A 26,321-nucleotide genomic window follows, 5' to 3' on the forward strand; every position below is an offset into this window, starting at 1 on the left:
GATATCACCGGGTCCCGGACGACAGAAGTCCTGCCAGTGCGCTGCGAAACAAAGTCCTTGCTTGATCTCGTCCGTTATAGTAGACGTTTGTCCCATAAAGCGGATGCGGCGGATAGGCCGCTGTCCGCTACTTTCCTGGCCTCGTCGGCGCTCGACGCGCGCGTCGCCGGAAGCTCGACCTCACCGTCTCCGCTTCCGGGACGACGCGCCGCGATCTGAGCTCAGAGGCCGATTCTCGCGGGTGCCTGACCGCGCACGCCGCGGCGGACGCGAAGGTCCATCCAACGAACGGAGCTGAACGCCATGACCATCGATTCTCATGACAGCGATCACAGGAGCGACGCTTCGACTCCCGACGCCACGAAGCCCGTGGGCTCCGAGGGCGCCGCAGGGCGACCGGTGGCCGAGAAGGTCGCAGGCCGGCGCGCCTTCATGAGTGTCGCCGGCTCGCTCGCCGTGGGAGGCGTCCTCGCCGCGAGCCCCGGTGTTGCCAGTGCAGCGCGGGGCAGGGGCATCGACGAGCTGCTCGACGGGTTCGATTCGTCGCGCCGCGATCCGCGCGCTTCACCGCTCGACCACGAGCTCCGCCTGCGCGCGTTGCGCGTGCGCGTGGAGGCCGCGGTCGACGATTTCGAGGAGCCGATCGCGCCACACCCGGACAACGGCGACGAGGCGCGCTATCGGAACAAGATCGGGACGGACACGCGCGGCCTGCCGCACGACGCGCGAGGCGAGGTGGATCTGGCCGCGTACCGCGTCGCGGCGAGGGCCCACGCGTCGCGCGAATGGGACGATTTCGAGGCCATCCCGCTCGGCGGCACGCGCAAGTTCGTCAATCCGATCGGCACGCTCGCCGTCAGCCTGATCGGAAAGACCCCGGCCCAGATCGGCGTGCCCCCGGCCCCCGCGCTGGCGAGCGCCCAGAAGGCCTCCGAGGCGGTCGAGGTCTACTGGAAGGCGCTTCTGCGGGACGTGCCGTTCGAGAGTTATGCCGACAGCAGCGACGTGGAGGACGCGCTCGACGAGATCGACCGCCTGTCGGGCTACACCGGCCCCCGGGTCGGCGGCCGCGTCACGCTGGACACGCTGTTCCGCGGCAGCGTCACCTACGTCGATCCCCGCGATCGCTCGGGCAGGACGGCCAGGCACGTGGTTCCTCCCGGCGTGCTCGACGGCCCTTACATCTCGCAGTTCCTCCTGCGGGACATCCCCTATGGCCCGCAGGTGATCGGGGGCGCGATCCGCACGGCGCTGCCGGGCAACGACTTCCAGACCGATCACGCCGAGTGGCTCGCGGTGCAGAATGGGCGCGCTCCCACCCGGTCGATCGCCTTCGACCCGGTGCGCCGCTACATCTCGACTGGGCGTGATCTGGCGGAGTACGTGCATGGCGGCGCGTCCAGCTTCTGGGGCGCAGCGCTGCTCCTCGGCGCGGCGCGCAGCCCGAACCCGAGCGCCCCGGGGGGCATCGCGGCCCCCCTGAGCCCCACGAACCCCTACCTCACGTCGCAGACGCAGGCCACCGCGGCCGCGACCTTCGCGCTCGCCTACCTGCAGGGCCTGCTCCCCTTCGGCACGTCGCGCGCGATCCGCGCCGCCTACTGGCAGAAGTGGTTCGTGCACCGCAGCATCCGCCCCGAGGCGTACGGCGGGTTGGTCCACCGCCGGCTCGCGAACGACGCGCGAGAGTACCCGCTGCACGACGACATCCTGAGCTCGCTGGCGGTCGAGCTGACATTCGACACGTTCGGGAGCTACCTGCTCCCGCAGGCCTTCCCGGAGGGCGCCCCGATCCACGGGTCCTATCCGGGCGGCGCCGCCGCGATCGCGGGCGTCAATGTGACGCTCCTGAAGGCCTTCTTCGACGAGGACCACGTCATCGAGGATCCGTTCGTCCCCGATCCGGCCGATCCGACCCGGCTCGTTCCGTACAGCGGGCCGCCGCTGACCGTGGGCGGTGAGCTGAACAAGCTGGCGACCAACGCCGCCTTCGGGCGCAACTGGGCGGGCATCCACTGGCGCACGGACGCCGCGGCGTCGCTGGCGCTCGGCGAGGAGGTGGCGATCAGCCTGCTCCGGGACGAGCGACGGACCTTCCGCGAGCCGTTCGAGGGCTTCACGTTCACCCGGTTCGACGGCACGCGGGTCACTGTGTGAATCGACCCCTCGCCGGCGTCTGAGCCCGAGGAGGCCAGCGGCAGCTCAGGGGCAAAACACGATGTCGTAGTCTTCCCCGGCGCAGGCGGCCATCGACTCCTGGTCGTCCCCGGACCACGAATACGCGTCCTTGCATTGCGCTTCGAAGTACGTGGCCACGGGGTTCGCGGAATCGTCCCGATCGGGGCTCACGCAGGAGACCGTCGCGCCGCCCGCGTCCTTGTAGCGACCCACCTCAGGGCACCCCGCGAGCAGGCTCGTCGGGCACGACAGCGTCCGGCAGTCCGGCAGGCCGACGGGCACGATCGCCATCGGGAGGTTGTGCGCGTCCACGTGGCTGATGTTGTACCAATCGAAGTCGTTGAAATCGGTGTTGAGGGTCATCTCGGCCAGCGTGTGTCGGCCGCCGCCGGGGTCCGACCCGGCGTATGCCCAGTAGCGCAGGGACGACAGCGGCTCCTCGCTGGTGCCCACGTCGCGGCACGCGAACTGCCCCGGGCCGAGCTCCCCGCCGTCGATGAGGCTCCCCAGGAACTGGAGCGGCTGGTCGCACTTGTTGACGAAGGCCAGGGTGGACTTCCCGTCACCGGCGGTGCGGCAGTCGACCTCGCCCGGATTGACGGGCGGCTGGCCTGTCGACGCGCTGCTGGCTTCGCTCGACGACGCTCCGCCGCTCGCGCTGGACGCGGAGCTGACCGAGGTGGAGCCGCCGCCCGTCGCGCCGGAGGACGTGTCCTGCTCGGGGGACGCGCAGCCGGCATCGAGCAGCGCCATGGCGAGCAGCGCGGCCGCAGCCTTCCTGTGTTGCGACATGATGGTCCTCCTTGCGGGCTCGGTGGTGGAAGGAGGATGAGGATACCGAAAGCCTCGTTCACCGAGAAGCCGTGTCCTCATCGGGCCGCGAGCCATGACCCGCGCGGACTCGGGACCTCGATCGCCGCTCAGGGCGCCTGGCAGGACACGCGGTGGATCGGCTCCTCTTTCCCTTCACCGACCGTCACGTAGTCCCATCCGCCGGGCACCCACGCGATCGCCTCGGCCTGCTCCTCGTCGGGCGACGGCAGCACGCAGGGCGGTTCGGCCAGCGCCTGCGCCACCGTCTGATCCGGTGTCATGGGGTAGTAGAGCACGTGGGATGAGGTGCGCAGCAGCACGCCCGTGCCGTCCGGGTGGACGTCGCCGCTGGTGAAGCGCGCGCTCCCGGCGGGCGGCTCGATGGAGCCCGTCCGGACGAGCGTCGCCGGCGTGCCCGCGGCGGGCAGCGCTGGCAGCTCGTAGACGCGCGAGGTGCCCTTGTTGACCTTCGTCACGATGGTGACCGCTCCGGTGGCGGGGTGGATGAGCAGCGTCTCCGCGTCGTGGCCTCCGTCGGGGTACGAGAGCACGAACACGTCGGCGGTCGAGGCGAGCGGCGCTCCTCCGAGCGTGTCGGGCTCCGGCACGCCGTAGATCGTGTAGCTGTCGCGCTCGCCGTCGTTGTCGCCGATGTCCGCGAGGAAGAGGCAGCTGCCCCCGCCCGAACGGCAGGGTCCGCGCGCGATGTCCTCCCAGTCGACCGCGGCCGCGCCGGCCACTGTCACCTCGGTTCGCAGCGCGCCGTCGAACCCGATCGCGAAGAAGCGGGGGTCATCGCCGTGGTCGTTGTGAACATAGAGCGCGTCCGGGTGCAGCCCGCTGGCGATGACACCGGAGCACTCGTCGATGTCGCCCGGCGGGAGCGCGCCGATTCGCGCGGCTCCGGTGCAACGAGGGCAGCCCGTCTCCCGCACCTGCGGTGGATCCGAGGCCCCGCAAGCCGACAGGAGCAGCGAGAGCGCCGGCGCCGCCCAGCGCGCCAAGGCGCCTGGTGCAGGCCGGGACGCCCGGAGGCCAGGCGGCAGCGGCCGCGGGGAGCGGAGGATCTCGATCGCGGACGCCGGTGAACGGCGCATCGCGGTTCGGTGCAGAGAGAGAGTTGAACGCAAAGGCGCCAAGAGCGCAAAGACGCCAAAATGCATGATATTCATTCTTTCTTTTGCGCCTTTGCGCCTTTGCGCCCTTGCGTTCACTCTCTTTCTCCGGATCCCTGGTGGGCTGAGCTAGGGCGCCGCGTTCTCCGCCCCGGGGGTCGGCGCCGTGGTCGCGCCGTCGCCGGTCAGGTCGGGCAACCTGCCCCACGTCTCTCCATCGGCTGCCGCCTCGATCGGGTACTCGAGCCGGGCGAGCACCTCGTCGCTCTCGGAGATGAGGTAGACGGTCTCGCCCCTGGAGGCGCTCACCTTCCAGGTCGCATAGAAGCAGCTGCTCGGTCCGCCGTCCGGCAGGCACGCGGTGTGGGGCCCAGGGCCGTCCTCGGGCAGCTGGTCGCCGAGGATGAGCAGGTACGCTCCCGGGGCGAGCTGCGTGCCTTCGGGGAACCTGAGCGCGTCGGCCGTGTTGCACTCCCCGCTCTCGTCGGAGTCGCACAGGCCGAGCCCGCCGAGGTCGGCCGAGCCCGGGCCCGGGTTGCCGAGCTCGATCCAGTCGCCGCCCTTGGCCGAGATCTCGTTCACCACGACGGTCGTCGTCGCGGTCCCGCCGCCCGTCCCCCCTTGGCCGTCGCCGCCTGCGCCGCTCGAGCTCGAGCTCGAGCTCTGGGAGGTGGTGGTCGCGCCCGTGCCGCCCGCGCCGCCCGTGCCCGTGTCCCCGGGCTCTTCGCTCGAACCGCAGCCTCCCGCGCAGAGCGCAGCGAGGCAGAGCGCGGCATATCGAAATTGTCCCATCACGATGTTCTCCTCGGCCCCAGCACACGGCGATCCCGGCGGTGTGTCAACGGTGTGTCGACGGGCGGCGCGCGCGGGCTCCCGTTTGCGACCGCCCCCGCCGTGGACGCGCGCGTCTGCGAAGCGCGCCGCCGCGCCCCTCAGCGCGCCCGCGTCCCGTGGTCCGCGATCACGCTCGCCACGCAGCAGGTCAGCTTCTTCCCCATGCCGAGGTGCAGGAACTCGTTCGGGCCGTGCGCGTTCGATTGCGGCCCGAGCACGCCGGTGATCAGGAACTGCGCCTCCGGGAACTTCTCTCCCAGCATCGCCATGAACGGGATCGTCCCGCCCTCGCCGATCCCCATCGCCGGCCGGTCGAAGAACGTCTTCGACGCCTTGCGCACCGCAGCCTCGAGCCAGGGCGCCGTCGCCGGCGCGTCCCATCCGGACGACGGCTCGCTCACGTGGAACCGGACCTCCGCGCCGTAGGGCGGGTCCTTCTCCAGGGCCTCCTTCAGGGCCGCCGCCGCCTTCTTCGGGTCGAGGCGCGGCGGCAGGCGCATCGAGAGCTTCGCCCTCGTGAACGGGCGCAGCACGTTGCCCGCGCTGGCGATGGGCGGCAGGCCGTCGGCGCCCGTCACGGAGAGCGCGGGGCGCCAGGTGCGGTTCAGGAGGAGCTCCGCCGTGTCGCCGGTCACCGGGCACGCGCCCTTCACCCACGGCAGCTCGCACACGACCGACTCGCCCAGCACGTCGGCCGCGGCCCGCGCCTGCGTTGCGCGCTCCTCCGGGATCTGCACGTGCAGCGCGTCCACGAGGACGCGCCCGGTCCGCTCGTCCTCGATGCGCGACAGGAGCTGCCGCAGGATCCGGAAGCTCGAGGGCACCACGCCGCTGCCCACGCCCGAGTGGACGCCCTCGCGCAGGATGTTCACGTCGAGCGTGCCCTGGAGCAGCCCGCGGAGCGACGTCGTGGTCCAGAGCTGGTCGTAGTTGCCGCAGCCGGAGTCGAGGCACACGACGAGGCTCGGCTTGCCGATGCGCCCCGCGAGCGCGTCGATGTAGGCCGGCAGGTCCGGGCTGCCGCTCTCCTCGCAGCCCTCGATGAGGATCACGCAGCGCGCGTGCGGGATCCCCTGCTCGTGCAGGAGGCGCAGCGCCGCGAGCGACGCGAAGGCCGAGTAGCCGTCGTCGGCGCCGCCGCGGCCATAGAGCTTGTCGCCCTCGCGCACGGGCTCCCAGGGGCCGAGCCCCTCGCGCCACCCCGTCATCTCGGGCTGCTTGTCGAGGTGCCCGTAGAGGAGCACCGTGTCGTCGCGCGTGCCCGGCACCTCCATCAGGATCACCGGCGTGCGGTTCCCGATGCGCACCACCTCCACCGTGAGCCCGGGGATCGGCTGCGCCTCGCACCAGGCCGCGATGAGCGACGCCGCCCTGTCCATGTGGCCGTTCTCGCGCCAGGCAGGGTCGAAGGCGGGCGACTTGTTGGGGATGCGGATGTAGTCGTGCAGCGCGGGGACGATCTCCTGCTCCCAGCAGCGCTCGCAAGACGCGACGGCTTCACGCTCGTTGAGCTTCGTCAGCATGAACCTCTCCAGGGGCTTGAGGACGGCGGCGATCTCCGGGGCTCGACTCTACAGCGCCCACGACGTGGGTGTACCGCGGACATGGGGGGTTGACATCTTCGACGTTCCAGAGCGCCCAGGCGAGGAGCGCGGGGCCGGCGAGCGGGCGCGGGGCCGCGACGGGCGGGCGCGGCGCGTGGACGGGCGGGCTCAGCAGGCTCTTTCGGCGTCAGGGCCGCTTTTCGAAGGTCACTTCCGGGTACTCCGGTGAGGGACCGTCGAGCAGCGGGGCCGCTTCGCCGCGCACGTGCGCCTGGACGAAGGCGCGCGTGTACGCGTTCGTGATCTCGACCGCGCGGGCCGGATCGAGCGTGCCGAGCAGCTCCGGGAGGACGCCTTCGCCGAGGAAGTGCTCGACGACGATCGGCAGGTCCGAGAACGTGAGGTGGGCGGCGTCTTCGACCCGCGCCCGGTAGCCTTGGCCGTTCAGCGCGTTGTAGGTCTCGTCGATGCTCGGATCGTCGGGGTGGTCCGCCGCGAGCATGATGAAGAAGGGCTGCGCGAGGCCCCTGCCGCCGGCGCCGTCCTGCGGCCCGAAGAGCCTGCCGTCGATGTCGAGGCCGGCGTCGAAGCGGTCGTCGCGGGCGCATACCTCGGCGGCCATCGCGCCGCCGTAGGAGTGGCCGAGCACGCCGAGCCGATCGAGGTCGAGCCGGCCCGTGAGCAGGCCGCCCGGGTCGTCCTGCGCGGCGGCCGTGAGCTCGTCGAGCACGAAGAGCGCGTCGTCGGCCCAGACCGCGACGTGCTCGCCCATCGCCTGAGTGAAGGCCTCGATCTCCTCCGGAGGCGCGTCCATCGCCGGCGTCAGGACGACCGAGCCGAAGGGCACGGCGCGGCCGTCGGGGAACACCGTGAGCTCGCTGTCGTAGGTGTGGCTGATGGCGGCCACAACGAACCCGTGGCTCGCCAGGTCCTCGAGGAGGCTCGTGTAGTCGGCGCGGAGCATCCCGAACCCGTGCGAGAAGAGGAGCACCGGGTGCGGCGCGCCGTCCTCGGCGACCGGCACGCCCATGCGCGCGTGCGTGAGGATGCGCGCCTCGAAGCCGTCCTCGGCCGGGAGGCCGCCGGTCGTGCGCCGGCTGTCACCTTCCTCCGGCGACAGGTACGGCGCGAGCTGCCCTGTGCCGCAGGGATCGGCCGGGTAGAAGAGCTGCACCATGAGCTCCCGGCGGTCGTCGGGATCTTCCGTCGCCTCTTCTCCACGCGCGCTGTCGGTGAGGGCGCGGATCTGCGTGCCGACCGGGTGCGGGCCGGTCGGGCGGGGCAGCTCGAGGACGCCGTCGGCGGGCGCCTCGTCGCCCCAGCCGGTGCAGGCCGGCTCGCCCTCGTGCGGAGGCAAGGCCTCGTCATCGGCGCAGCCGGCGACGAGCGTGGAGGCGGAGAAGGCTGCGAGCAGGCAGAGGGCATGTCGAGAGACGTCGCTGTGGAGCATGCGCGCATCGTTCTCACGCCCTGGCCGAGACCGGCGCGGCGAGCACGATCGTGGCGCGGAAGGACCGCGCTCGGCAGATGCAAGGCTCGGCCTGACAGAAGCCGCAGACCCCTGTAGTATCGGTTACGTGCGGGCAGTTCTGGAGGCGTGGCGCGGCCGAGGCGCGGCGCCCTGCGGACCAAGACAGCGGAGCGGGTGAACGAACATGGAAGAGCTCGAAGAAATAGCGCTCGCCAGGAGTGAAGACGCGCACGACATCCTTCCGTTGATGGTCGCCTTCAACGAGGCCGAGGGCATTCCCTGGAGGCCCGAGGCCATGATTCCCGCTCTGCACCGTGTGCTCAACGACAAGGACCTCGGGCTGATCCTGGTTGCGCGTGTCGGCGCGCGTCGCCCCCTCGTCGGTTATAGCCTGGCCACGTTCGGGTATGATCTCGAGTTCGCGGGGCGTGATGCCTTCGTGACAGAGATCTTCGTGGAGCCTGGGTCCCGACGGCGGGGCCTCGGGCGGACCCTGCTGGAATCGACCGTACAACACCTGCGGGAGCGCAGCGTGAACGCCGTCCATCTCATGGTGCGACCGGACAATCAGCGAGCGATCGCTTTGTATGAGGGGCAGGGGTTCAACGTCTCGCCGCGGATCATGATGACCAGGGAGCTGACCCCCTGACCGAAGACGCAGTTCAACAAGGTGTTCCATCGGGCAGCGCTTCGCGCCCCGCTGAGCGCCAGATCATTCGCAGGAGCCTTCCAGATGCTCGAACACAGCCCCGCATGGCCGCATGGCGAGGTACAGGACGCATTCCCAGAGGTCTTTTACGTCGTGGGTACGAACAGGACTCACCACGCCGGGATCGATCTCCAGACGAGCCGCACGATGACCGTGCTCCGACAGGACGGAGAGCTCACGCTCGTGAACACCGTGCGACTGACCGAGGAAGGGCTGCGCCAGCTCGACGCCCTCGGCCAGGTCCGCCACCTCGTGCGGCTCGGCGCATTCCACGGCCGAGATGATCCCTTCTATCGCGATCGTTACGGCGCCGCCCTGTGGGCGCTCCCCGAGGCAGCGGCGGCCGACGGCCGACCTGCCGACCGAGCGCTCGCGGCAGGGGGCCCGTTTCCGGCTCACGGAGGCATCGTATTCGAGTTCACGACGGCGCGGTTCCCTGAAGCCGCCGTTTTGCTCCCGCGGGAGGGCGGAATCCTCATTACGTGTGATGCCGTCCAGAACTGGTCACACGTCGATCCCTTCTTTTCCGATGAGACCGGCGCGCTGTTCCTCGCTCAAGGGTTGATCGGTGCGGCGAACATCCCCGCGACCTGGCGAGAGGCGTGTACCCCCGATATCTCAGATTTTGGCCGCTTGGCGGATCTGCCGTTTCGCCATCTCATCAGCGCACATGGTGAGCCGCTTCGTGACGACGCCAAGAGGCTACTCCAGGCCCGCATAGACGAAGTATTTGGCCCGCGAGAACAGGCGCCTACGTGAGGCCGGTGACGCTGCCAACCAGCCGTCGCGGATGACGCCCTCCCTCGCCACGCTCGGCCTGGCACCCGCAGCTGAACGACAGTATCGCCACGGGCATCGGGGAACGCAATGCACAGCGCACAAGCATGCTACCGTGAGCTCTACGACTCGCTCCTCGAGTACGACGAGGGATCGCTCTATCCGGATGTACTCGCGCCCTGGCTCAAGGCGAACGCCGACGAGCGGATCTGGCTCCGCGCCTTCGCTTCCCGGCGCGGAAGCCCCGTTCCGTCCGCGGACGTCGAGGACCTGTGGCGGCTGTATGCCTTGAGTCGCGTCAACGATACATTGCTGTTGCGGTTTCAGCGTGGGACGGCGGACGGATCGGATTGGCCGGGGCCCTTGATCTCGCGGGCCGAGTATGTCGCGTTCGCGGAGGCGCTGGGGCTCACCATCGCCGAGACGTCCTCGTTCTCGCCGTTCTATCATGAGATCGTCGAGGTCGAGTACGCCGATGACCGCCGTCAGCCGGTGTCGATCGCAAGTTACGCCTGGCCGTGCCTGATGCTCGGCGACCTGCTCTTCTCTCGGGCCGGAGCGCGCGTGCGCGGCGGCAGCGAGATCATCCGCAAGGACATCGCCGAATCATCTACCATGTACTGGACGTACCGGCGGAAGAACCGCCCCGTGCAGGACCTGTCCCATGGCTGGGGCAGCAACTCGCAGTGGCGTACCGCCTTCCGCAGGGACTATCGATCGGGCCAAACATTGTGCTACAACGTCGACGGCAAGCGCGATCTAGGCGCGCTGGAGTCAACGGCCGAAGATGACGATGGCCTGACGCGGGAGGAGCGCGTCGAGCTGCTCACCAACCGCTGTTTCATCTTCACGATGAAGCCGCACGATGATCTGTGGCCCTATGATGACAGGTTGCAGCTCGAGTGGTCGTGAGAGCTTACTGGCATGTCGGGTATCTGGATCGAACTGTCGGGCAGAGTGGCAGCCAGCGACGGCGTTGCTGATGCGCGTTCTCAGTGTTCGTTCTGCCGGCGCGAGGTGGCCGTTCTCGAGCGCCTCATCGCTGCCGAGGATGTCAGCATTTGCAGCGCTTGCGTTCAGGAATGTGCCCGCCGTCTTCGCCGCCGCAACGTCCTCGGATGGCGCCCCTGGTGGCGATTCTGGGAGGACGGCGAGCCGAGCAAGACGGGGACCGGGCTCAGCTACCGGGACCCGTATCTTGCGTGCTCGTTCTGCAAGCGTTCGCTGGTCGATGTGCCCGCGCTGTTAGGGGGCGGCCGGATCAACATCTGCAGTCCCTGCGTGCGCCTCTGCATGGAGATCCTCCGCGAGGAATCTCGGTGAACCGATCCGCCAGGACTGCGCGCCGAGGCCTCGGAATAGCTGCTCGCCGTAGATGGTTGACGTTGCCCGACCCATGACCTCCCCGACCCCTGGTCGCCGCGCGCGGGAAGCGCTCCTCCTGTGCCTGGCGGTGCCGTTCATCGGGATCCTGTTCGGCGGGATCTACTCCGTGCCCGCGATCCAGCTCAGCCGCGGGCGCGATCCCTGGCTCAGCGTCCTCCTGCTGTCCGGCCTCGCTCTCACCGTGTTCGGCGCCGGGTCTCTCCTGCGAATCCCGGCCAGTCTCCTGGGAGGCGTCTACGTGGTAGCAGCGGTCGCCCTCTTCGTGGTCCGGAGGGCCTACGGCGGGCTCGATGGGAATCTGGAGCGCTTTGGCATCGTGCACCTGTTCGCGCTGGCGCTGGTTTCCTTCGCGCACACGGCGATGCTGGTGCAGAGACATCCGTGATTAGTTAGCCAAACTAAGCGTCATGGGACTATTCGACATCGTCATCGCCCGAGCGGACTGCCCCAGCTGTGGACATTTCCAGGAGTGGCGCGTCCAGTACAAGTACGGCTACTGCCGGCTTCATGAGTACAGGCTCGGTGACCGAATTTGTTGGTTCGATCCGCCGGGGCGCCCGGCGCCGCTCAGCGATGATGGAGAGAACGTGGGCGGGCTCGTCACTGTCCCCGGGCTCGTCGAAAGCGGCTGCTCGAAATGTGGCCTCGGCGAGGGCGCAGCCCTCTGGTTCCGGGACAACGTTGTGCACGCGATAGAGATCACGCTCTCGGAAGGCAGCGGCGAGTGGGAGCGGCTCGAACCTCCCTCTGGCTGGATGCGCTTCTGGTCACGCCGCGTGGCAGGTAGCGCGAACGAGGATCGTCTCGAACTGAGCTGCCGTGGCGATCGGTGGACCGTGGCCGTCGCCGACGGGGCGGGGGGGCTGTCGGGCGGCGCGGCCGCCGCCCGCTCGGCGACGAGCGCGCTGGTAGCGCTCGGCGCCGAGACGGAGCTCGACCCGGACGGCTGGTGCGAGCGCCTCAGCCAGCTCGACCGTGAGCTGGAAGCGGAGCCCAGATGTGGTGAGACGACGCTCGTCGTGGTCCAGGTTAGCCGAGGCGAGCTCTGGGGCGCCAGCGTGGGGGACTCGGGCGCGCTCCTCGTCACGCCCGACGGGCTGATCGAGCTGACGGGGGCGCAGCGCCGCAAGCCACTTGTCGGCAGCGGCGCGTGCAGGCCCTCAATCATTCCCCATCAGCCGCTCTCGGGGCGCCTCCTGGTCGCAACCGACGGCCTGCTGAAGTACACGTCGCTTGCGACCATCAACGCTCTTGCGCGTACAGGCGACGTGACTACAGCGGTCGAGGCGTTGATCCAGGCGGTGACTCTTCCATCCGGCAACCTGCAGGACGATGTGGCGGTGGTGCTCGGCGAGCGCGTCGGCTAACCTGGCGCCGCTTCACTGCGCGGAAGAATCGCGGTAGCTGAGCGGAGGGGCACCCTGTCATTGCTCGGCGTTTCGCACGCCGGCGCGTCGCCATGGCACCTGCGTCGTCGGAGCGCGGTGTCCACGGGCAGCGCGCCCGGTTGTCCGGCCGGCGCTCAGCCCTGCTTGCGGGGGGCCTTGAGCGAGAGCTTCAGCAGCACGTCGTCGCGGATCAGGTCGTCCTGCTTGCCCGGGTAGACGATGCCGAAGTCCTTGCGGTTGATCACGAACTCCGCGCTGCCCGAGACGGCATCGGCGCCCTCGGTGATGGTCGCCGGGAAGGTGATCGTCTTCTTCACGCCGTGCAGATCGAGCTCGCCGGTGATGGTGTGCGTCGCGCCCTTCTCGCCGCCTGCCTTGATCTCGGTCGAGGTGAACGTCGCCTTCGGGTACTTCTCGACGTCGAAGAAGTCCGGCGACTTGAGGTGGCCGTCGAGCTTCTCGGCGTCGGTCTTCACCGACGACGCGTCGGCCTCGACGGTGAGCTTGCCGCCCGCGGCCTTGCCGCCGGCGAGCGTGATCGAGCCCGAGATCTTCTCGAATTTGCCCTCGTGTTTGCCCGTGACCTTCGAGCCGACGAAGCCGATGGTCGAGGCGGCCACGTCGAGGGGCAGCGTCTCGGCGGGGCCCGAGGGCGCGGCGGCGGCCTGGGTCTGCGCGGGCACGGCGGTCGAGATGGTCGCCTTGGGCTTGTCCTTGGTCGGATCTTCGCACCCCGCGAGCGAGAGCACGAGCGCGGCGGGGAGGGCGATGCGAGCGAAACGAGCGGTGAACATGAGAGACAATCTCCTTATTGGTCAGCCAAACTGCACAGAACGTTTCGTGAACGAGCCATAGGTGAGCCCCGTGATGGGGAACTGCACCGGCTCGCTCACGTCGATCGACGCCCCCATGGCGGCGACGACCGGCACGAAATGCTCGTGGGTCGGGAGCGCCATCCGCACGCCCGGCGCGCGGGCGCGGTACTCGATGAGCGCGCCCACGTCGCGGCGAGAGAGGACCTCGGCGCACCATGCGTCGAACTCCGTGGCCCAGGGCTGCGCGACCGCATCTCCGCGCCAGTCTGCCGCGCGGAGGTTATGGGTCAAGAAACCGCTGCCGACGATCAACACCCCCTCGTCGCGGAGCGGCGCGAGCGCTCGCCCCATCTCGAGGAGCGGAGCTGGAGAGAGCGTCGGCAAAGAGATCTGGAGCACCGGGACGTCCGCGCCCGGGTACATGCAGACGAGCGGCACATAGGCGCCGTGGTCGAGCCCGCGGCGAGGAGCCTCGGCGACCGGCCCCAGCGGGCCGAGCAGCTCCCGGACGCGCCGCGCGAGCGCGGGGGCGCCGGGCGCGGGGTACGTCACCTGATAGTACTTCTCGGGGAAGTTGTAGAAGTCGTAGACGAGGGGCACGGCCTCGGTGGCGCCGAGCGTGACCGGCGCGTCCACCCAGTGGGCCGAGATCATGAGGATCGCCGTGGGGCGCGGCACCGCCTGCGCCCAGGCGGCGAGCTCGGCGACCCACGCGCGATCGTCGAGCAGGAAGGGAGAGCCGTGCGCGAGGAACAGGGCCGGCATGCGCCCCTCGCGCGCCTTGTGCTGGGTGTCGGACATCGAACCTCTCTCGGCCGCGGTGGATGTGGAGCTCGACGCCGGAGCCGGGCCGGGCGCGGCCGACGTCGAGCGCCCGCAGGCGCCGGCGATCGGTACGGCCCCGCCCGCGGCAAGGAGGAGCCTTAATGCAGCCCGGCGATCCATGATGAGTTCACCCTAGGTCGTTTCCGGGAGTGGTACAATGACCCTGAAATGAAACGCCAGGTTGCAGAAACGGAAACGATCGACGCGAATGTGAGCGATTTGCGGGCCTTCTGCCTGGTGGTCGACCTCGGATCGATCACGGCGGCCGCGAGGACGCTGGGCGAGACGAAGGGCAGCGTCAGCCGCCGCATCACGCGCCTGGAGCACGCGCTCGGGGTGGAGCTGCTCCGCCGCAGCCCGCGGCTCGTGCAGGCCACCGAGGACGGCCTCGCCTACCGGATGCGCGTCGGCCGGGCGCTCGAGCTGCTGGAGGACGCGAACGTGGCGGTGCAGCAGGCGCGCTCGAGGCCGCGCGGGCACCTGCGCGTGACGGCGCCGTTCGATCTCGGGCTGAGCATCCTGGCGCCGCTCTCGGCCGGCTTCGCGGAGCGCTTCCCCGAGATCTCGCTGGAGCTGCTGCTCACCGAGGCGCTCCTCGACTTCGACGCCCACCAGGTCGACGTGGCCCTGCGCGCGACCTCGAGCCTCCCGGACTCGTCGCTCATCGCCCACAAGCTGCAGCACATCGAGGTCGGCCTGTTCGCGGCGCCCTCCTACCTCCGCAAGCACGGGGCGGTGCGCCGCCCGGAGGACCTCGCGGGGCACCGGCTGCTGCTCGCACAGACCGCGCGCGGGCACGCGACGATCGCGCTCTCGGCGCGCGACGGCCGCGATCGCGCCGAGCTCCGGGTGCGCGCGGCGATCTCGGCCTCCGATTTCTCGTTCTGCCGCGAGGTCGCGCTGGCCGGGGGCGGGATCGCGCTGGTCCCCGCGATCAACGTGCGGGGCGACCTCGACGCGAAGCGGCTCGTGCCCGTGCTCAAGGACTACGCGATCCACGGCGCCGCCTCCCTGTACCTCGTCCACCCGGGGACGCGCTTCCTGCCGTCCAAGATCCGCGCCTTCCGCGACTACCTGCTCGACGCGTTCGGCGTCCAGGGGCGGCGCGAGGCCCCCGCCGCGGCGCGGTAGCGGGCCGCCCCCGCCGGAGGGAGGCGGGCCGTGCTCGCGCCGGAGCAGCGGATCACCACCGGCTGTTGCTGGGGAAGCAACGCGGCCTTGGCCCGGCCGTCCCGTGGCCGGCGAGCGTGGCGCGACGGCGGGCGCGGGACGCTGGACGGCGCCGTCCACGGGCGAGCGGCGCGGCGGCATGGGCGTTGCTGGTCAGGGCGAGACGATCCCGAGGACGGGCCGCGAGCCATCGGCTCCGCGAGGCCCATCTCGGCGTCTCCCGAGCGCTCCTCTCCCTCGCCGGCTGGGCGGCGGGCGGGGCGGCGCCTGGGCATCCGCGAAACGGCACCGCTTCCAGCCGCGCACCGAGGTCCATCTGCGCTCGTTCATCGACAGAATTCGCTCACTCGCGACGTTCGCGGCGCTCTCCGCGCTTCCTGCGCTGATTGCCTCGTCCGGGTGCAAGCGCGACGGTGAGGCGAGCGCCGCTGCCACGCTGGCCCCGGACGCCCCGATCCCGGCCGAGATCCCGCGCGAGACGCGGCTCAGCATCGGTGATCCGACGGTGCAGAAGCAACTCCAGCTCTCCGGCGATATCGACAGGCTGCCGTTCCGCGTCGACTGGCAGAACATCAGCGGAGGACCGCAGACCATCGAGGCGTTCCGCGCCGGCGTGCTCGACGCGGGCGCGGTCGGCGACACGCCGCCCATCCACGCCACCTTCACGGGGGTCGACGTGAAGATCCTCACCGTGCAGGTCCGGGAGAAGCCCATCTACGATCTGGCCACCGCGCCGGGCGCGCAGGTCGCGTCCATCGACGATCTCCGCGGCAAGAAGATCGCGTATTCGCCGGGGCAGGCGCAGGGCGCGCTCGTGCTGCGCGTGCTGAAGAAGGCCGGGCTGTCGCAGAAGGACGTGACGCTCGTCCAGCTCGGGAGCACCGAGTTCAAGGAGGCGCTCACCAGCCGCCAGGTCGACGTCGCGCCGCTGTCCGGCGTCACCCTGCTGCGTTATCTCAACGAGTACCGCGCCGAGGGCGCCTCGTCGATCGCGCACGGCGTCCGCGACAACCTCGGCTTCCTTCATGTGCGCGCCGAGGTGCTCAAGGACGCTCACAAGGCGGCCGCGCTGGTCGACTACGCGAAGTGGCGGGCCAGGGCCCAGCTGTGGGCCTACGCGCACCCGGAGGCGTGGATCGAGGCGTATTACGTCAAGGATCAGGGCCTCTCGGCGAAGGAAGGGCGATTCCTTATCGAGGCCGCCGGCAAGCCGCAGTATCCGCGCGACTGGTCCGAGGCGATCGCGCTGACCCAGGAGACCGCCGATCTGCTCGCCGAGGCCTCCGGCCAGAAGCGGTTCGAGGCCAGGACGATCTTCGACCTTCGATTCCAGACGATCGGAGCGGAGGTGGCTGGCGCCGCCGAGGGCGCCGGACCGACGGACCGGCCGGCGACGGCCGACAGGAGCACTCCATGACGACCGCACTGCCCACGAGCGCCGCCTCGCCGCGCCTCGCCAGCTTCCCGGATCTCACCGCGAGCGCGGACGTCTCCGCGCCGCCGTCCGGCGCCCCGACCGGCCGCCGCGTGTCCAGCCGCCGCTTGCGGCGCCGCCTGGGCCCGGGGCGGCGCATCCCGTACGGCCTCGCGCTCGGCCCGGTGCTGCTGCTCGCGCTCTGGGCCGCCGCCTCGGCGACGGGCGCGCTCGACGCGCGCGTGCTCTCCGCGCCGTGGACCGTGGTGACCACGGCCCACGAGCTCATCGCCGACGGGCGGCTCCTGTCCAACCTGCTCACGTCGGCGCAGCGGGCCTTCCTGGGGCTCGCGCTCGGGGCCGGCCTGGGCACGGTGCTGGCGCTCCTTGCCGGGCTGACGCGCGTCGGCGAGGCGCTGCTCGACGGGCCGGTGCAGATCAAGCGCGCGATCCCGACGCTGGCGCTCATCCCGCTGCTGATCCTCTGGTTCGGCATCGGCGAGCAGATGAAGGTGCTCACCATCGCCCTCGGCGTCGTCATCCCGGTCTACGTCCACACCCACGCGGCGCTGCGCACCATCGACGCGCGCTACGTGGAGCTGGCCGAGACGGTCCGCCTGACGAGGTGGCAGTTCATCCGGAAGGTGGCGTTGCCGGGGGCGCTTCCGGGCTTCCTGATGGGCCTGCGGCTGGCGGTGACCGGCGCGTGGCTGGCGCTCGTGGTGGTCGAGCAGATCAACGCGACGAGCGGCATCGGCTACATGATGTCGCTGGCGCGCTCGTACGGGCAGACGGAGATCATCCTCCTCGGCCTCGTCGTGTACGGGCTGTTCGGCCTGGCCTCCGACTCGGCCGTGCGGCTCATCGAGCGAAAGGCCCTGTCATGGCGCCGCATCCTGGCCGGCTGACGGCGGCCCCGCCCGCGGTGCGGATCCGCGGCCTGGTCCGCCGCTTCGGCGCCCGCGTGGTGCTCGACGGGATCGACCTCACGATCGAGCGGGGCGAGTTCGTCGCGCTGCTCGGCCGCAGCGGATCGGGCAAGAGCACCCTGCTGCGGGCGATCGCCGAGCTGGACGACGAGGTGACCGGCTCGGGCGAGCTGAACGTGCCGGACAACCGGGCGGTCGTGTTCCAGGACACGCGGCTCCTGCCGTGGGCGCGGGTGCTCGACAACGTGATCCTCGGGCTCGATGTCCCGCAGGCCCTGGAGCGCGGCCTGGACGCGCTCGCGGAGGTGGGGCTCGCCGGGCGGGAGCGCGCGTGGCCCGTCGAGCTGTCCGGCGGCGAGCAGCAGCGGGTGGCGCTGGCGCGGTCGCTGGTGCGCGATCCGGAGCTCGTGCTGGCCGACGAGCCGTTCGGCGCGCTCGACGCGCTGACCCGCGCGCGCATGCACGACCTCCTGCGCGAGCTGTGCGCGCGGCACCGGCCGGCCGTGCTGCTGGTCACCCACGACGTCGACGAGGCGATCGCGCTCGCCGATCGGGTGCTTGTGCTCGAGGGCGGCCGCATCGCCGAGGAGCGGCGGATCGATCTGCCGGCGCCGCGCCCGCTGCGCGATCCGCGGTTCCTCGCCCACCGCGAGTCGCTGCTTTCGGCGCTGGGGGTCGCGCCGGGCGCGGCCGCTGCCGGAGATCCTGACGCGAACCCTGAACTGGAACGGAGTTCCCCGTGACCCAACGACCCGGACAGCTGCATCTCAACGCGTTTCTCATGAGCGTCGGCCACCACGAGGCCTCGTGGCGCTTGCCGGAGAGCGATCCGTTCGCGAACACGAGCGTCGCGCACTTCAAGAACCTGGCCCGCATCGCGGAGCGGGGGAAGCTCGACTCGGTGTTCCTCGCCGACAGCCCGGTGCTGTGGAACAACGTCGGTCGCAGGCCTGCCGGGACGCTCGAGCCGACGGTGCTGCTCGCGGCGCTCGCCGGGGTGACCGAGCACATCGGGCTGATCGCGACCGCCTCGACGACGTACAACGAGCCGTTCAACCTGGCCCGGAGGTTCGCCTCGCTGGACCACCTCAGCGGGGGTCGGGCGGGCTGGAACATCGTCACGACGGCGGGCGTGGACGCGGCGCGCAACTTCAACCTGGACGAGCTGCCGGCGCACAGCGACCGGTACGCGCGGGCGGCGGAGTTCATCGATGTGTCGCTGAAGCTGTGGGACAGCTGGGGCGACGACGCGCCGCTCGGCGACAAGGAGAACGGCGTCTGGGGCGATGACCGCAAGATTTACCCGCCGCGGCACGTGGGGCGGTACTTCAAGGTCGAGGGGGCGCTCAACGTGCCTCGCTCGCCGCAGGGGTATCCGCTGCTCGTGCAGGCCGGCTCGTCGGACGACGGCAAGGAGCTGGCGGCGCGGTACGCGGAGGCGGTGTTCACGGCGCAGCAGACGCTGGAGGAGGCGCAGCGGTTCTATGTCGATCTGAAGGGGCGTGCGCGCGCGCTGGGGCGCGATCCGGGGTCGATCAAGATCTTGCCGGGGATCGTGCCGGTCATCGGCACCACGGAGGCCGAGGCGCACGCGCTCGACGCCGAGCTCGAGCGGCTCATCAAGCCGGAGTATGCGAAGCGCCAGCTCGCGCAGACGCTGCGGGTGAAGCCGGAGGAGCTCGACCTCGACGCGGAGCTGCCGCGGGATCTTCCGAGCGAGGATCAGATCGAGGGGGCGAAGAGCCGGTACACGCTGATCGTGAGCCTGGCGCGGCGGGAGCGGCTGACGGTGCGCCAGCTCATCGGGCGGCTGGGCGGCGGCCGCGGCCACCGGACGTTCGCTGGCGCGCCCGAGCAGGTGGCGGACGCGATCCAGCACTGGTGGGAGCAGGGGGCGGCCGATGGCTTCAACGTGATGCCGCCGGTGCTGCCGTCGGGGCTCGAGGCGTTCGTCGAGCACGTGGTCCCGATCCTGCAAAAGCGCGGGCTGTTCCGGACGGAATATGCGGGGAAGACGTTGCGGGATAACTATGGGCTGCCGAGGCCGGCAAACCTCAACCCCGGTCGGGAGCTGGTCGCGGCGGCGGAGTGAGTTGTATTACAATGAACCTCAACCTCGGTCAGATAGACCTCAACCTCGGTCGGGAAACGGACCGCGCAAACCTCGGCAAATCTCAACCTCGGTCGGGATCTGGTCGAGGTGCAGAGTGAAATAGACCACAATTGGCCGCAACCCCGGTCGGGGCTCGCCCCGGTCGGTGAACCCAACCCCGGTCGGGACGAACCGCCAATCCAACCCCCTTCAGGGGCCAACCTCGGTCGGGGATCGACCCGCAACCCCGCTCGGGCTGCTGGCCAACCCAACCCCGGTCGGGTCGAACCGCCAACCCGACCCAGTTGCTCGCCCTTTCCGTTTCGTGGTGTGCTGAGGCGCATGGTCGCCTCGAAGCTCGTCGCGGTCCTCTCCGCATGCACCCTCGCGCTGGCCGCCGCCGCGACGGGAGGCTGCACCGCCTCGGACGGTGACGCGGAGCCAAAGGCAGACTGCTCGCTGCAGGGACAGAACCAGTTCCTGTTCGAGCTGATGAAGGACGCCTATCTCTGGTACGACGGCGTACCCGACCTGGACTACCGGGCGTACCCCTCGCCCGAGGCGCTGCTCGTGGATCTCGTCACCGAGCCGCGAGACCGCTGGAGCTACATCTCGACCAAGAGCGTCGACGACGCCTTCTTCCGGGAAGGGCAGACCCTCGGGTTCGGCATGCGGTGGAGCTTCGACCAGGAGGACAGCCTCCGGCTCGCGCTTGTCCAGCCGGGCTCGCCTGCCGGAGAGGCCGGCCTCCGGCGGGGCGACGCGGTGGTGGCGATCAACGGGATCGACGTCGAGCAGGTCGTGAGCGACGACCTCTGGGCGGAACTCGCGGGCCCCGACGAGGAAGGGTACGAGATGTCGCTGACGGTCGAGCGCGCGGACGCCGAGGCCTTCACGGTCGCGCTCCGGAAGGCGTGGTATGGCATCACCACGGTCGTGAGCCCGCGTGTCCTGCAAACAGGGTCCGCGACCGTCGGATATCTCATGCTCACCACCTTCATCGAGCCTTCGGTGAGCGAGCTCGACAGCGCCTTCGCCCTGTTCAGGGAGAGCCAGGTCGACGAGCTGGTGCTCGACCTGCGCTACAACGGCGGTGGGCGCCTCTCCGTCGAGAGGCACCTCGCGAGCCTGATCCACCGTCCGGCGGAGGCCGGCGCGCTGCTCGACATCACCGCGCACAACGACAGGCACGTCGACTGGGACAAGCGGGAGACGTTCGACGACCTCGACCAGCCGCCGCTCACCCTGTCCCGGCTGGTCGTCATCACGTCCGGCGGGACGGCCTCCGCGAGCGAGTCGCTGATCAACAGCCTGCGCGCCTACATGGACGTGAAGATCGTCGGCTCGACCACGCACGGCAAACCCGTCGGCATGTACGGATGGGACAACTGCGACATGGTCGTGCACCCGATCGCGTTCCGCGTGCTCAACGCCAAGGAAGAGGGCGATTTCTACGATGGCCTCCCCCCCGACTGCGCCGCCGACGACACGCTCGGCGCAGAGCTCGGCGACGCGGGCGAGACGTGCCTCGCCGAGGCCCTGCACCTGCTGGAGCACGGCGAGTGCTCGACCGCGGCGCAGCCGGACGGGGCGAGCGAGCGCCGCGCCTCGCGGCCGCGGGAGATCCCGTGGCGCGGCCTCCGCCGCGAGGTCGGCGCGCTCTGAGGCGCGGCCGTGCCGGCCAGGCGCGGCGCGGCGCGGTCGAGCGCGCCGGCGGCGTCCCGGCGCGAAACACCGCCGCTCCCGGCTTGACACCCTGAGCGGCCTGACGGAGATTCCTCCGCCATAGCGGAGACTGGGCCGCGGCCAGGAGGGAATGTCATGAGCCTGCAACTCGGAAGCATCGCGCCTGATTTCGAGCAAGAGTCCACGCACGGGACCATCCGATTCCACGAGTGGGCCGGGAGCTCGTGGGTGATCCTGTTCTCCCACCCGAAGGATTTCACCCCGGTGTGCACGACCGAGCTCGGCGCGGTCGCCAACCTCAAGGCGGAGTTCGACAAGCGCGGCGTGAAGCCCATCGCGCTCAGCGTCGACGACGTCGACTCGCACAAGCGCTGGTCGGTGGATATCGAGGAGACGCAGCGAACGAAGCTGAACTACCCGATCCTCGCCGACGTGGACCGGAAGGTGTCGGGCCTTTACGGGATGATCCACCCGCAGGCGAGCGACACGCTCACGGTGCGCTCGGTGTTCGTCATCGATCCGAACAAGAAGATCCGCGCGACGTTCACGTACCCGGCGAGCACGGGGCGCAACTTCGACGAGATCTTGCGCCTCATCGACTCGCTCCAGCTCACGGACAGCCACTCCGTGGCGACGCCCGCGAACTGGAAGGACGGCGATGAGGTGGTGATCGTCCCCTCGCTCCAGGACCCCGCCGTCCTCGCGCAGAAGTTCCCCAAGGGGTACAACGCCGTCCGCCCGTACCTGCGCCTCACCCCGCAGCCCAACCGCTGATGCGGCGTGGCGCCGCTGGCGCGCGCGGGGCGTCGATGCGACGCCTCGCCGCGCTCGCCCTGGTGTTGCCGGCGGCGTGCTCGCGCGCTCCCGCGCCCGAGGCGCTCGGGGCGAGCGGCGGCGGGTCGAAGCCCGCGGCGCGGGCCGCCGGCGCCGGCTGGAAGCTCGTCCACCACGAGACCTTCGATGCGCCGTTCCAGGAGCCCGCCGCGTGGACCGAGGATCGGTATGGCGACGAGAGCCCCTATCACGTCGATGTCTTCGACGAAGATGGTGAGTTCTTCTCCGTGCGGGGCGGCGAGGTGTTCCGGGAAGGCCTGCGGAGGTTCCGATCGTTCCGGAAGTCCTTCACCTATGGCGAGGGCGGCTGGCTCACGGTCGAGCTGTATGGCCGCGACAGCGACCGCGACGGCGTCCCCGAGACAGGCGGCCGCTTCGAGGCGACAGGCGGCAAGGCGAGGCTCGTCTCCACCCGCCATTACGACGGCGCGATCCTCCGCTCGACCGCGCCGCTGCCCGCACGCTACCGCGTGGAGGTGACCGTCTCGAACATCGACTTCGGCGGCCTGCGCGAGGGCAGCTGGACGCACGGGGGCAAGACCAACGGCTACGACGGGGACGAGCTGGCCGACCCGTGGCGGTTCAGCGATCGCAGCACCGCACCGCAGTCGGCGGTCTTCGGTAACGGTGTTTATTTTCTCTGCATCACCGATCATCCGCGGCCGGCCCCTCACAACAACGTCTTCATCCATCACCACCGGAAGGTCGTGATGGACACCGACAGCAACTTCGGCGAAGACGGCCCCTGGTCGCAGGTCTGGAACCCCTCTACCGGCCGCGCCGAGCAGGACGGATCACGTTATGTGGGCATGATCTGGCTCCGCGGCGACGCGTTCGGGAGCCCGTGGACCGGAAATAGGCTCACGTCGTACACCGCGGGCGGGTGGAAGGACGGCCCCATCTTCGTGGACAAGTACCTCGACAGGGAGGCTTACGTGTTCACCGTCGAGCGCGACGGCCGGGGTTATGCGATGTCCGCGGCGGGCAGGTTCCACCACGGCGGCCGCACGACGTACGCCGCGCGGAGGGATTTCCGCGAGCCGCCGGTGACGTGGCACTACAACCAGCGCCCCGACGAGCTCGAGGCGCACGGTCACAACGAGACGGTCGATTTCGGCAAGACCTTCGAGACCTGGCCGGCGGGGTCGGCCTACCCGGATCACTTCTTCTTCGGTGATCCGCACATCAACTATTACGAGGGCACCGCCGAGTTCGACGACGTGAAGCTCTACCTGCCGGACGACGGGTAGCGCCCGCTCCGGTGGGCGGCGCTGGCCGGGCGCGGCTCCGGCGGCGGCGGTCTCACCCGGACGAGCCGACCCGGAGCCTCCGGTCGAGCGCGTTCACTTGGGCGTGCACGCCGGCGAGAGCTTCAGGAGCGGTCCCGGTGTGCAGGAGTCCAGGCCGAGCCGGAGGTCGGCCACCAGGTGATCGAGCGCCGACAGAGGCGCAGGCGCTTCGGCGTACTCGTAGAGGTGCGACGTCTCGAGACCACCGCGGCGCAGGCGTACGGACGTTGCGCCGCCGTCGGCGCAGTCGGGGCAGCCGTAGCGGCCGTCGAGGGCGACGCCCGAGAGCGCGTCCTCGATCTCGTCGAGCTTTCGCGCGCCTTCCTCCGTCAGCGTCGCCAGGTTCGAGCGGGGACAGCCCTGGTTGCGCGTGCAGGCCGTGAGCGAGAGATCGACGCCGTCGCGGGACACCGTCGTGATGCACTCGCCGGCGCAGAACCCGAAGGAGTATTTCGTGGAGAGCCAGATCCCCTCGGCCTCGGACGAAGCGCCGAGCGACTGTTGCTCAGGCGCCGCCTCCTCCTCGGAGCCGAGAGCGCAGCCGGCGGCGAACGGAAAGCTAGCGACCAGCGCAAGGACCTTGAAGAGCGTGTTCGGTTTCATGTCGGCGCCAGACGGCAATCGCTGTGCCACGAGCCAGGACGCCGCGTGTGGCTCCGGTGCAGGCAGCGTCCCGCGGCCGGGCAGAACAAGACTGCACGCCCGCCCGGTTGCGCGAGGCAGGCGAGCTCGCCGGAACGCGGCGTGCGGCCTGGCTCAGCCTGCGCAGCGACATGAATGTCAGACCTCGCACTTCTCGCGAGCGAAGCGGTGCTGATCCCACGGCAGCTCGATGCGCTCGCCGGCAGGCGTCTCCACGGTGACCGGCGCTGCGCCGAGCGCGGCGACGGCGTGCATCTCTTCCTCTCCCGTGTTCGCGATCTGGTGAGGGACGCCCGCCGGCACGATGAGCGTCGAGCCCGGGCCGAACGTGAGGGCCACTCCATCGATCTCGCATGTCCCGGAGCCGCGGAGGACGACGATCACCTCCTCACATGCGTGCCGGTGACGCGGCGTTTGCGCGCCCGGCGCAATGGTCTGCATCCACACCTCGAGCGTCCGGAGGCCGTCGCGAGGGCCGGCGAGGGTCTGGTGGGCGAGCCCGGGCAGGCTGAGCTTCTCGATCGAGGCGATGTTCAGGACAGTCATGGCTTGATCCTCCACGGCAGCGTCGGGCGCGGGTCTGCCCATCGCGACAGGCCGTCGCGACAGGCCGCCCTGCTTGCTGGATACGGCAGCCCTCCGCCGCCGTTTCGCTGGTCGAGCCGAAATGTCGATGCGGCTCCGGGGGCCAGGCGCGGGCGATGGCCGCCCCGACGTCGCCGCGCGTCGGCGTCGGCGTCGGCTCAGCCGGCCGCGGCCGCGACGATGTCGCGCACGAGCGCGGCCACCTCGTCCGGCTGCGACAGGAACGGAGAGTGGCCCGCGTCGAGGCGCCGCACGTCCCTCGCGCGCCGCGACATCGCCTCCTGCGCGAACACCGGAATGGCGTTGTCGCGCTCGCAGATCACGTAGGTGGAGGGCAGCTCCTGCCAGGCCGCGGTCCCCAGCGGCTCCGCGAAGGACGCCCTGGACTGGGGCCGCAGCGCCGCTGCCGCGGCGGCCGCGACCTCGTCGCTGCAGTCGTTGTAGAAGATGTCGCGCGCGCGGTCGGGCATCATCGTCCGGCCATCCGCGGAGGTGATCCACCACGGCGGCTCCTGGCCTCCGATCGCCGAGAGCAGGGATTCCCCCGGGCCGAGCATGAACGCGCACACGTAAACGAGGTGGGCGACGTTGCCCGCGCGGGCCGCCACCTCCGTGACCGGCAATCCCCCGTAGGAGTGCGCGACCACGACGGCCTCGCCGGGCGCCTCGGCCAGCGCCGCCCGCACCGCCTCCGCGTCCCCCGCGAGGCCGCCCGCGGCGGGCCCGACGCTCTGCAGCTCTGGCACCCGGACGTCGAGCCCGCTGGCGAGCAGCCGACACGCGACCTGGGACCAGCAGGACGGGCTGTGCCAGGCGCCGTGGACGAGTACGACCGATGAGATCTTGCGCATGTGCTCCTCTCCTCCGCAGCTCACGGCGGGACCGAAGACGCTATCCGACCCCCTCGAGCGACACCAGCGCGCGTCGCCCGCAGCGCTGAGCCCGCTCTCCCCGCGCCTCCGCCGGTCCCCGCGCGCCTCCGCCCGCCATCCCGCCGGGATCCCGCGGCGCCGCGCCGCGCCCGAGCCGCGCCCGAGCCGCGCCCTCGACCGAGGCACGGGATGGAGCTATACCAATAATCGGAACGTCATTCCGAATAGTGGAACGAGCATGGAGCGATCCGGGACGGTCGACAAGGCGGTGCGCGCCCTCGAGGCGCTGGGCGAGGGCGGCGGCAGCGCTTCGCTCTCGGAGCTCGCGGGGCGGCTCCGCATGCCGAAGGCGACCCTGCACCGGCTGCTCGCGTCGCTCGCCGCGCACGCGCTGGTGGAGCAGGACGGGGAGGGGCGCTACCGGCTCGGCGTCGGCCTGATCCGGCTCGGGCTCGGGGCGCAGGGGCTCGACGCGGTCGCGCGCGTCGCGAGGCCCGAGCTGGAGCGGGCGGCGCGCGCCTTCGGCGAGACGTTCTTCCTCGTCGCCGCGCGCGCCGGCAGGCTCGTCGTGCTCGACAAGGCGGAGGGCACGGGGCTCCTCCGCGCGGCGCCCACCGTCGGGGCCGAGGTGCCGGTCGACGTCACCGCGAGCGGCCGGCTCTACCTCGCGCACGCGCCGGAGCTCGTGGGCGCCTCGGGCGCGGACCCGGCCATGCTCCGCGCCGCGCGGCGCGCCGCGAAGCGCGGCTACGACGTCAACGAGGGCGCGTGGATCGACGGGCTCACCGTCATCGCGGCCCCGGTGCTCGCGCGCGGCGGCCTGCACGGCTGCGTCGCCTGCGCCGCGGCCGCCCAGAGCCTGCGCGGCGATCGTCGTGACGCCGCGGTGAATCACACGCGCGACGCCGCCGAGCGGGTCGCGCGCGCCCTCCAGGGCGAGGGCAGGAGGTGAA

The 26,321-nt window shown here is 70.6% G+C and carries 26 protein-coding genes; 16 read left to right on the forward strand and 10 right to left on the reverse strand.

The window, feature by feature from the left end; genetic code table 11:
• Positions 1–303: 303 nt before the first annotated feature.
• A complete protein-coding gene (locus WMF46_RS00905; RefSeq protein WP_437983856.1) occupies positions 304–2,157 on the forward strand; it encodes a vanadium-dependent haloperoxidase in 1,854 nt (617 codons plus the stop codon).
• Positions 2,158–2,202: 45 nt separating this feature from the next.
• Here WMF46_RS00905 and WMF46_RS00910 read toward each other — a convergent pair whose 3' ends face one another.
• From WMF46_RS00910 to WMF46_RS00930, 5 genes are all read right to left on the reverse strand, one after another.
• Positions 2,203–2,970 carry a thaumatin family protein gene (locus WMF46_RS00910; RefSeq protein ID WP_437983857.1) on the reverse strand — a complete coding sequence of 256 codons (768 nt, stop codon included), beginning with the start codon at positions 2,968–2,970 and terminating at the stop codon, positions 2,203–2,205.
• Between the two features lie 128 nt (positions 2,971–3,098).
• Positions 3,099–4,088, reverse strand: coding sequence for a hypothetical protein (locus tag WMF46_RS00915; RefSeq protein ID WP_437983858.1), 990 nt, complete (start codon positions 4,086–4,088; stop codon positions 3,099–3,101).
• Between the two features lie 147 nt (positions 4,089–4,235).
• Positions 4,236–4,898 (reverse strand): lamin tail domain-containing protein, encoded by a 663-nt coding sequence (locus WMF46_RS00920; protein WP_437983859.1) that lies wholly within the window; start codon positions 4,896–4,898, stop codon positions 4,236–4,238.
• 140 nt (positions 4,899–5,038) lie between these two features.
• A complete protein-coding gene (locus WMF46_RS00925) occupies positions 5,039–6,463 on the reverse strand; it encodes a M20 family metallopeptidase (RefSeq protein ID WP_437983860.1) in 1,425 nt (474 codons plus the stop codon).
• Between the two features lie 208 nt (positions 6,464–6,671).
• Positions 6,672–7,934, reverse strand: a complete 1,263-nt coding sequence (locus WMF46_RS00930) for an alpha/beta hydrolase family protein (RefSeq protein ID WP_437983861.1) — start codon at positions 7,932–7,934, stop codon at positions 6,672–6,674.
• 205 nt (positions 7,935–8,139) lie between these two features.
• Here WMF46_RS00930 and WMF46_RS00935 point away from each other — a divergent pair, with 205 nt between their 5' ends.
• The 6 genes from WMF46_RS00935 to WMF46_RS00960 all read left to right on the forward strand — a co-directional run bounded on the left by WMF46_RS00935 (position 8,140) and on the right by WMF46_RS00960 (position 12,194).
• Positions 8,140–8,604 carry a GNAT family N-acetyltransferase gene (locus WMF46_RS00935; RefSeq protein ID WP_437983862.1) on the forward strand — a complete coding sequence of 155 codons (465 nt, stop codon included), beginning with the start codon at positions 8,140–8,142 and terminating at the stop codon, positions 8,602–8,604.
• An 84-nt stretch (positions 8,605–8,688) separates the two neighbouring features.
• Positions 8,689–9,423 (forward strand): hypothetical protein, encoded by a 735-nt coding sequence (locus WMF46_RS00940; protein WP_437983863.1) that lies wholly within the window; start codon positions 8,689–8,691, stop codon positions 9,421–9,423.
• A 381-nt stretch (positions 9,424–9,804) separates the two neighbouring features.
• On the forward strand, positions 9,805–10,353 hold the full coding sequence (locus WMF46_RS00945; protein WP_437983864.1) for a hypothetical protein: 549 nt from the start codon (positions 9,805–9,807) through the stop codon (positions 10,351–10,353).
• Between the two features lie 12 nt (positions 10,354–10,365).
• On the forward strand, positions 10,366–10,764 hold the full coding sequence (locus WMF46_RS00950) for a ClpX C4-type zinc finger protein (RefSeq protein WP_437983865.1): 399 nt from the start codon (positions 10,366–10,368) through the stop codon (positions 10,762–10,764).
• Positions 10,765–10,837: 73 nt separating this feature from the next.
• Positions 10,838–11,212: a hypothetical protein gene (locus WMF46_RS00955; protein WP_437983866.1), complete on the forward strand. Its 375-nt coding sequence runs from the start codon at positions 10,838–10,840 to the stop codon at positions 11,210–11,212.
• A 22-nt stretch (positions 11,213–11,234) separates the two neighbouring features.
• On the forward strand, positions 11,235–12,194 hold the full coding sequence (locus WMF46_RS00960) for a protein phosphatase 2C domain-containing protein (protein WP_437983867.1): 960 nt from the start codon (positions 11,235–11,237) through the stop codon (positions 12,192–12,194).
• Positions 12,195–12,349: 155 nt separating this feature from the next.
• Here the strand turns inward: WMF46_RS00960 and WMF46_RS00965 are convergent, their stop codons facing one another.
• Both WMF46_RS00965 and WMF46_RS00970 read right to left on the reverse strand, forming a co-directional pair.
• Positions 12,350–13,009, reverse strand: coding sequence for a YceI family protein (locus WMF46_RS00965; protein WP_437983868.1), 660 nt, complete (start codon positions 13,007–13,009; stop codon positions 12,350–12,352).
• A gap of 21 nt (positions 13,010–13,030) precedes the next feature.
• Positions 13,031–13,831, reverse strand: a complete 801-nt coding sequence (locus WMF46_RS00970; protein WP_437983869.1) for a dioxygenase family protein — start codon at positions 13,829–13,831, stop codon at positions 13,031–13,033.
• Positions 13,832–14,065: 234 nt separating this feature from the next.
• Here WMF46_RS00970 and WMF46_RS00975 point away from each other — a divergent pair, with 234 nt between their 5' ends.
• The 8 genes from WMF46_RS00975 to WMF46_RS01010 all read left to right on the forward strand — a co-directional run bounded on the left by WMF46_RS00975 (position 14,066) and on the right by WMF46_RS01010 (position 23,230).
• Entirely contained in the window at positions 14,066–14,986 is a 921-nt protein-coding gene (locus WMF46_RS00975; RefSeq protein ID WP_437548694.1) for a LysR family transcriptional regulator, read from the forward strand.
• A 544-nt stretch (positions 14,987–15,530) separates the two neighbouring features.
• Entirely contained in the window at positions 15,531–16,442 is a 912-nt protein-coding gene (locus WMF46_RS00980; protein ID WP_437983870.1) for an ABC transporter substrate-binding protein, read from the forward strand.
• On the forward strand, positions 16,439–17,347 hold the full coding sequence (locus WMF46_RS00985) for an ABC transporter permease (protein ID WP_437983871.1): 909 nt from the start codon (positions 16,439–16,441) through the stop codon (positions 17,345–17,347). The genes WMF46_RS00980 and WMF46_RS00985 overlap by 4 nt, the downstream gene beginning before the upstream one ends.
• Positions 17,323–18,111, forward strand: coding sequence for an ABC transporter ATP-binding protein (locus tag WMF46_RS00990; protein ID WP_437983872.1), 789 nt, complete (start codon positions 17,323–17,325; stop codon positions 18,109–18,111). Before WMF46_RS00985 ends, WMF46_RS00990 begins: the two co-directional genes overlap by 25 nt.
• The gene (locus WMF46_RS00995; RefSeq protein WP_437983873.1) at positions 18,108–19,460 is read left to right on the forward strand and encodes an LLM class flavin-dependent oxidoreductase; all 1,353 of its coding nucleotides are present in this window, start codon (positions 18,108–18,110) and stop codon (positions 19,458–19,460) included. Before WMF46_RS00990 ends, WMF46_RS00995 begins: the two co-directional genes overlap by 4 nt.
• 342 nt (positions 19,461–19,802) lie before the next feature.
• Complete coding sequence (locus tag WMF46_RS01000; RefSeq protein WP_437983874.1) at positions 19,803–21,125, forward strand: S41 family peptidase; 1,323 nt, start codon at positions 19,803–19,805, stop codon at positions 21,123–21,125.
• 156 nt (positions 21,126–21,281) lie between these two features.
• Positions 21,282–21,920, forward strand: coding sequence for a peroxiredoxin (locus WMF46_RS01005; RefSeq protein WP_272097229.1), 639 nt, complete (start codon positions 21,282–21,284; stop codon positions 21,918–21,920).
• Positions 21,921–21,955: 35 nt separating this feature from the next.
• A complete protein-coding gene (locus WMF46_RS01010; protein WP_437983875.1) occupies positions 21,956–23,230 on the forward strand; it encodes a hypothetical protein in 1,275 nt (424 codons plus the stop codon).
• Between the two features lie 93 nt (positions 23,231–23,323).
• Here WMF46_RS01010 and WMF46_RS01015 read toward each other — a convergent pair whose 3' ends face one another.
• The 3 genes from WMF46_RS01015 to WMF46_RS01025 form a co-directional block, all read right to left on the reverse strand.
• Entirely contained in the window at positions 23,324–23,872 is a 549-nt protein-coding gene (locus WMF46_RS01015; protein ID WP_437983876.1) for a hypothetical protein, read from the reverse strand.
• 177 nt (positions 23,873–24,049) lie between these two features.
• Complete coding sequence (locus tag WMF46_RS01020) at positions 24,050–24,457, reverse strand: cupin domain-containing protein (protein WP_437983877.1); 408 nt, start codon at positions 24,455–24,457, stop codon at positions 24,050–24,052.
• A 197-nt stretch (positions 24,458–24,654) separates the two neighbouring features.
• Positions 24,655–25,347 (reverse strand): alpha/beta fold hydrolase, encoded by a 693-nt coding sequence (locus WMF46_RS01025; protein WP_437983878.1) that lies wholly within the window; start codon positions 25,345–25,347, stop codon positions 24,655–24,657.
• A 259-nt stretch (positions 25,348–25,606) separates the two neighbouring features.
• On the opposite strand from WMF46_RS01025, the gene WMF46_RS01030 reads away from it, so the two are divergent.
• Positions 25,607–26,320 carry an IclR family transcriptional regulator gene (locus tag WMF46_RS01030; protein ID WP_437983879.1) on the forward strand — a complete coding sequence of 238 codons (714 nt, stop codon included), beginning with the start codon at positions 25,607–25,609 and terminating at the stop codon, positions 26,318–26,320.
• Position 26,321: the final 1 nt, after the last annotated feature.

The sequence above is a fragment of the Sorangium sp. So ce117 genome (genome assembly GCF_051524395.1).
GTDB lineage: Bacteria > Myxococcota_A > Polyangia > Polyangiales > Polyangiaceae > Sorangium > Sorangium cellulosum_B.